Raw genomic sequence first — 6,660 nt, 5'->3', positions numbered from 1 at the left:
CTGCTCCAGCTGGGCCAGTTTCATCCCCTTACCCTTCGCTTCCGCTTCCCCAATCAGCGCCATCAACCGCTCTTGTAGTGGGCTCATGCCTCAGTCTAGGCTATTGGGTTGTTTTTGGGACACACCCGCCGGCGCGTGCATGCAGCGTGGATTCAGGGTGAGCCAGTATAATCAAGGGCAATGGCGCGAAAGAACCCGAACGGGAGCAACGACATCAGGCGCTTCGACGAGGCCAACGTGGCTCGGCTCGGGTTGATCAGCATCCAAGAGCGTATTCCCCCCGACTTCACCAGCTGGAGCATAGACTTCAACATCGATGGCCGCCAGGCCCGGCTTTCCTGCGTGGCGGTGGCCGAGCACGGTGGGGTGCCCCATGGTCTTGACAACGACGTAAGCCTGGCGCTGATCAGCTTATACCAGGAGGCCGGCAATCCCGAGGATGGCACCATCGTCACCACCGCTTACCGCATCCTCTCGATGATCGGCTGGGACACCAGCGGGCACTATTACCAAGCACTCAAGGAGAGCCTCGAGCGCCTGACCACCGCGACCTTCACCGCCAGTGAGGCCTGGCGCAGCGGCAAGAAGTGGACCACGGTTAAATTCCGCTACATCGACCGCCTGGAGTACACCAGCGAGGACGACAGGCTTGGCCTCTCGGGCCACAGCGTGCTCAAGATACGGCTGGCACGGGAGATCGTCGAGTCGATCCGGGCCAGATACCTCAAGCCGCTCGACCTCGAGTTCCTCACCAGCCTGGACCGCCCCCTGACCCGTGCCCTCTACCGGCTCTTGGACGCCCAGCGCGTGTCGCCGGATGGGGGAGAGGTGACGCAATTTCGCACCAACATCGTCGAGTGGGCCAAGGCCTGCAAGATCGTCGACCAGACCCCCACCCGCGTGCGGCGCACCCTCGAGGGGGCTCACAGGGAACTCGTGGAGCGTGGCTACCTCTCCGGCGTCGAGTATGAGGGGCGCGGCCCCAAGCAGGAAGTCATCTACACCTTTGCCAAACAGACGGCTATCCCAGAGGAGGCTAAGGCCATCGTGGCGCGGCTGGGCCGCTACGGCGTGGCCCGCCCGGTTGCCCAAGGCCTCATCGGTACGTATGGGCTCGAGCGGATCGAGGAGCGCATCGCCCGCTTTGAGGCCATCCTGCTCGCCGGCTACACCCCGCGCAACCGGGCCGGGTTCCTGGTGGATGTAATCCGTGACGACGAGGGCAAGTACAGCGACCCCGAGGGGTTCATCTCACGCAGCCGCCGGATGGAAGCCGCCTCGGCCAGGGCCAAGCGGGCCGAGGCGGCTCGTCGCGCGGAGGAACGCAAGCAGCAACAGGCGGACGCGGAGTGGGAGAGCCTCGACGCCAAGGGTCGGGCTACCAAGGCTATCCGCATGCTCAGCCTGATCCTGGGCAAGCACATGCCCACTCGCTACTACAGTGGCCTCGCGGAGGCCTTCGAGAGCGGGAAGATGGACCCCCGCGAGGTTACCGAGGCGGCGGTCAAGGCCCAGGTCGAGCTGCAGCTTGGGCCGTTCACCCAGGAGTTGATGCGCATGTTGGACGGTCTGGGAGCGGGCTAGGGCCGGCGCGGGGGCCGTCCAGATCCTCGAAGGATGACGGGCCGCAAGTCTACAGCCACCCCAGGCCGTACGGCTGCACCTGGGCTGAGGGGCGATGGTCTTCTCGGCCAAGACGGCACCTTCCGGCCGGGGCAACCAGCGCCGCCTCGAGTACCGCCCAGAACGCCATTCCGGCGCAGCCCTTGACAGGCGCAAGCCATTGCCCTAGGATCGGGGCACAGTAACTTCACTCACTGAGTTAAGTAAGTGCCGGGAGGCCTCCACTTGATCCTCAAGGGCGACCAGTCCACCGTACGCTCCATCAACCGCGCTCTGGTGCTCAACCTGCTGCGCCAGCACGGGGCTTTGGGGCGCAACGAGCTGGCTGAACTCACCCGCTTGAGTTCGGCGGCTGTCACCGGGGTGGTGGCCGAGCTCATCGAGCAGGGCTTGGTGCTCGAGGCCCGCAGCGGCCCCCCGCGCGGTGGACGCCCGCCGGTGCTGCTCGAGCTCGCCTACGACGCTTGGCACGCGGTGGGAGTCAAGGTGATGGAGGAGGCGCTGGAGATCGTTCTCACCAACCTGCGTACCGACGTCCTGGCCCGCCGCCATGTCGCGCTCGGTTCCACCGAGCCCGAGGCGCTCCTCGAGCAGGTCATCGCGCAGGTGCAGACCCTGCTGGAAGCCTCGGGGTGTTCGAGCGAGCGCTTGGTGGGGCTGGGGGTGGGGATGGCCGGGGTCATCGATCCGGCGGAGGGGACCTGCGTGTACTCGCCCTTCCTGCACTGGCAGCAGGTGCCGGTGCGGCGGCTGCTCGAGGAGCGGCTGGAGAAGCCGGTTCACGTGGACAACGACGTTAACGCCTTGGCCGCAGCGGAGATGCTCTTTGGCCAGGGGAAGGGTGCGCGCAACTTCGCGGTGGCCACCGTGGGCCGGGGTATTGGCGCGGGGCTGGTGATAGGCGGGGAGATCTACCGCGGCGCCGACGGTGGGGCCGGGGAGCTGGGCCACACGGTCAGCGAGGCCGGGGGGCGGCCCTGCGAATGCGGCAAGCGGGGCTGCCTCGAGGCCTACGCCGCTGAGCCCGCCCTGCTCGAGCAGGCTAAAGAGCGCTTCCCCGAGTTTCGCCGCCGGCGCCGCTTCCAGATCGCCGAGCTGCTCGAGGCTGCCGAGGGGGGCCACGAGGGCATCCGGGCTCTGCTGGCCGAGGCCGGGGAGCGGCTGGGGGTGGCGCTGGCCAACCTGGTCAACCTGTTCAACCCGGAGATGATCGTCATCGCTGGAGAGGGGGTGAGGCTTGGGGGGAGTTTCTTGGAGCCCATGGAGGAGGCCTTGCGGCGCAACGCCTTCAACGGATTGGCCCAGCGCCTGCAGGTGCACATCCGCCCCTGGGGCGACGACATCTGGGCGCGAGGGGCGGCGGGTTTGACGATACAGCGGGAAGTGTTTGCCAGGCCCCGGGTGTAGGGGCGAGGAGGTTGGGACATGCGAAAGCTTTGGGTCGTGCTCGTGTTCGTGCTGCTGGCCAACGGACTGGCCAGAACCACTATCAACTACTTTTCCTTTACCACCGACCAGAACCACGTCAAGGACCTCGAGGCCTTGATCGCCGCCTTCGAGAAGGAGAACCCTGACCTCGAGATCCGGTACACCACCGCCCCCTTTGACTCCTACTTCACCAAGCTCCAAACCAACCTCGCCGCAGGCTCGGCCCCCGACGTGTTCGAACTCAACTACGAGAACTTCGTGACCTTCGCCTCGAGGGGCACCCTGTTGTCGCTCGACCCCTTCCTGCGCCAGGATACCAGTCTCAACAATGCTTTCTACCCCGCCGCGCTGAGCGCTTTCCGGCAGAACAACATCCAGTATGGTCTGCCGATCACCTTTTCTACGGTGGTGCTCTTCTACAACAAGGATCTCTTCGACAAGGCCGGGGTCGCCTATCCCAATGCCAACTGGACCTGGAAGGACGTGTTGAGCGCGGCCCAGAAGATCAGTAACCCGGCTCAGCGGGTATGGGGGGTGTACCAGCCCGTGCAGTTCTGGGAGTTCTATAAAGTCGCCCGTCAGGCTGGCGGTGGCTTGCAGGTAGGTCCCAGGGTGCAGATCGACACCCCGGCCAACCGCGAGGCCCTGCGCTACCTGGTGGACAAGGTGCGGCTCAAGGTTATGCCCTCCGACGCCGAGATGAGCGGGGTTTCCAACGAGGACATGTTCCTGGGCGGGCAGCTGGGGATGCTCTACAGCGGCATCTGGATGTTCGATAAGTTCAGCCAGGCCAAGTTCAAATGGGACATCGCAGTCGAGCCCGGCGGGATCCGCAAGGCCACTCATTTCTTCTCCAACGCCGCCGTGATTTCGCGCACCACCAAGCACGCCGAGGCCGCCTTCAAATGGGTCAAGTTCCTGGCCGCCAGCCCTGCTACGGTCAAGACCCGCATCGACCGGGCCTGGGAACTGCCCGCCCTCTCGCTCGCCCAGCGTGCGCTCTTCGACGCCTACCTCAAGAGGCCACTACCGGCCAACCGTGAGGCGGTGTTCGACTCCTTGCGGTACGCCATCACCCCGCCGGTGGTGGAGAACCAGTCGCAGCTGCAAGACATCATCAACCAGGAACTCGAGGCCGCCCGCCTGGGCACCAAGACCCCCGAGCAGGCCCTCGCCGATGCCCAGCGCCGCGTTGAGGCCCTGCTTCGCCGCTAGCCGCCACCCTGCCACTGTCCTGGGGCCGGGAGATCCGGCCCCCCAAGGAGGAGCATGATCCTGCACCAACCCTACGGCCACGACGACCCCTATCGCCCGCTGCCCGTCGAGCGCACGCCCCGCGACCCTGAGCCTGGCGAACGGGTGCAGGTGGGCTTTCAGACTGAGTCCGGAGTGAGGGAAGCCTGGGTGAACTTCGCCGGAAAGCGTCTAGAGGCCCAGCCGCTGGGCGAGGGCTACTGGGTGGCCGACCTCGGTATCGCTACCGTGGGAAGGCACGCCTACACCCTGGCCACCGAGGCCGAGCAGAGTGGTCCCTACTGCTTCGAAGTCGGGCGTTGGCTCGAGGCTGACCGCTGCTTGGGTGTGCGCGGGGAGCCCTATGGAGTCTACTTGGATCTCGTGGGAGAGGCGGGGGTGCGGGCCACCCTCGCCCTGAGCTTTCCCCTCGAAGGGGTGTGCAGGGCCGAGTTCCGCGTCGGCCTCCTCGAGCCCGCGGTGCTGGAGGGGCTGCCCTGCAGGGTTGAAGAGGGGAGCGGCGCCTTGCGGGTGGTGGCGGAGGGGGTGGAGGTGCAGGTAGACCTCACCACGCTGGCCCTGGCGGTGCAGGGGCCCAGGGGTGGCTACCGGGGCTCGGCGCGGCTGCGCTGGCTGGCGCTGGGGGACGGCCGGGTGACCCGGCTGCGTTGCGCCCTCACGCCCGGGGCAGGAGAGACCCTCTACGGCCTGGGGGAGCGCTTCATCCCTCTCGAGGCCGCTGGCCGTTACGACGTGCGGGTCTACGAGGAGTACAAAGAGCAGGGCCCCCGCACCTATCTCCCGGTGCCCTTCCTGCTCTCCTCGGCGGGTTACGGGCTGTGGTTGGCCGCTGAGGAACCCAGCCACTTCGACCTCGGCGCCCGCACCCTGACCCTGGAGAAACTCCCGACCCCCACGGCGAGCCTGCCGCTGCACTTCATCGTCGCGGCGGAGCCCTACGGCGTGACTGCGGCTTTCGTGCGGCTCACCGGGCCCATCGTGGTGCCACCGAAGTGGGCCTTCGGCCCGTGGATCTCGGCCAACACCTGGAACTCGCAGGCCAAGGCGGAGGCGGTGCTGCGGCGCACGCTCGAGGAGGGGGTCCCCGCGACGGTGCTGGTGCTGGAGGCCTGGAGCGACGAGACCACCTTCTACGTCTTCAACGACGCCGAATACGCCCCTACCGACGGGGCGGGGGCGCTGCACGCGCAGGACTTCCGCTTCGGCGGGCGCTGGCCCGACCCCAAGGGCCTCATCGAGGAGTGCCACCGCCACGGCGTGCGGGTGCTGCTGTGGCAGATCCCGGTGCTCAAGCACGCCGGCCATCCCCACCCCCAGCACGACGCCGACGTGGCCTACGCCCTCGAGCGGGGCTTCGTGATCCAGAACGCCGACGGCACCCCCTACCGCAACAAGGGCTGGTGGTTCACGGGCAGCCACGTGCTCGACTTCAGCAACCCCGAGGCCTGCGCGTGGTGGTTCAGCAAGCGCAAGTACCTGTTGGACCTGGGTGTCGACGGTTTCAAGACCGACGGCGGCGAGCACCTGTGGGGCCACGACCTGCGGGCACATGACGGGCGGCGGGGACTGGAGCTCTACAACGCCTACCCCAACCTCTACGTGGGAGCCTACCACCGCTTCCTCGAGGCCTACCGACCCGGCGAGGGCCTGACCTTCTCCCGCGCAGGGTACACTGGCGCCCAGCGCTACCCCGCCCACTGGGCGGGTGACGAGAACAGCACCTGGAGCGCCTTCAAGGCCTCGATCCTGGCCGGGCTGTCGGCGGGGGTGTGCGGGGTGTCCATCTGGGGCTGGGACATTGGCGGCTTCAGCGGTGAGATCCCCACCGTCGAGCTCTACCTGCGCTCGGCGGCGATGGCGGCCTTCTGCCCCGTGATGCAGTACCACTCCGAGCTGCACGCCTCCGCCGACGACCGCGACCGCAGCCCCTGGAACGTCGCCGCCCGCCACGGCGACCCGCGGGCGCTGGAGGTCTTCCGCCGCTACGCCCGGCTGAGGATGCGCCTGCTCGACTACCTCCACGCCGAGGCCGAGGCCGCCGCTGAGCTGGGGTTGCCCCTGATGCGCTATCCTGCCCTGGCCTACCCCCAGGCCCATGACTTTCTGGCGGGCGACCCCTACGCCTACCTCTTCGGCCGCGACCTGCTGGTGGCACCGGTGGTGGAGAAGGGGGCCTCGAGCCGGGCGGTGCGGCTGCCGCCGGGGGAGTGGATCTATCTGTGGTCCGGCGCGCGCTTCGCGGGTGGCCGAGCCCTGAGCGTGCCAGCGCCGCTGGAGCGCATCCCGGTCTTCGTCCGGGCCGACAGCCCTCGGCTGGGGCAACTGCTCGAGGCGGTCCTGGGCTGGGAGGGCTAG

General features: G+C 67.5%; 4 protein-coding genes. All 4 read left to right on the top strand.

Annotated elements, in window-relative coordinates; all coding sequences use genetic code 11:
• The first annotated feature begins 180 nt into the window (after positions 1-180).
• A complete protein-coding gene (locus Mrose_RS06665; protein ID WP_119276706.1) occupies positions 181-1,584 on the top strand; it encodes a replication initiator protein A in 1,404 nt (467 codons plus the stop codon).
• A 264-nt stretch (positions 1,585-1,848) separates the two neighbouring features.
• Entirely contained in the window at positions 1,849-3,030 is a 1,182-nt protein-coding gene (locus Mrose_RS06660; RefSeq protein ID WP_182482707.1) for an ROK family transcriptional regulator, read from the top strand.
• An 18-nt stretch (positions 3,031-3,048) separates the two neighbouring features.
• The gene (locus Mrose_RS06655) at positions 3,049-4,266 is read left to right on the top strand and encodes an ABC transporter substrate-binding protein (RefSeq protein WP_119276702.1); all 1,218 of its coding nucleotides are present in this window, start codon (positions 3,049-3,051) and stop codon (positions 4,264-4,266) included.
• Positions 4,267-4,320: 54 nt separating this feature from the next.
• Positions 4,321-6,660, top strand: a complete 2,340-nt coding sequence (locus tag Mrose_RS06650; RefSeq protein WP_119276700.1) for a glycoside hydrolase family 31 protein — start codon at positions 4,321-4,323, stop codon at positions 6,658-6,660.

The sequence above is a fragment of the Calidithermus roseus genome, from assembly GCF_003574095.1.
Lineage (GTDB): Bacteria > Deinococcota > Deinococci > Deinococcales > Thermaceae > Calidithermus > Calidithermus roseus.
The sequence above is the reverse complement of the archived record's forward strand: the minus strand, read 5'-3'. Positions and strand labels throughout refer to the sequence as shown.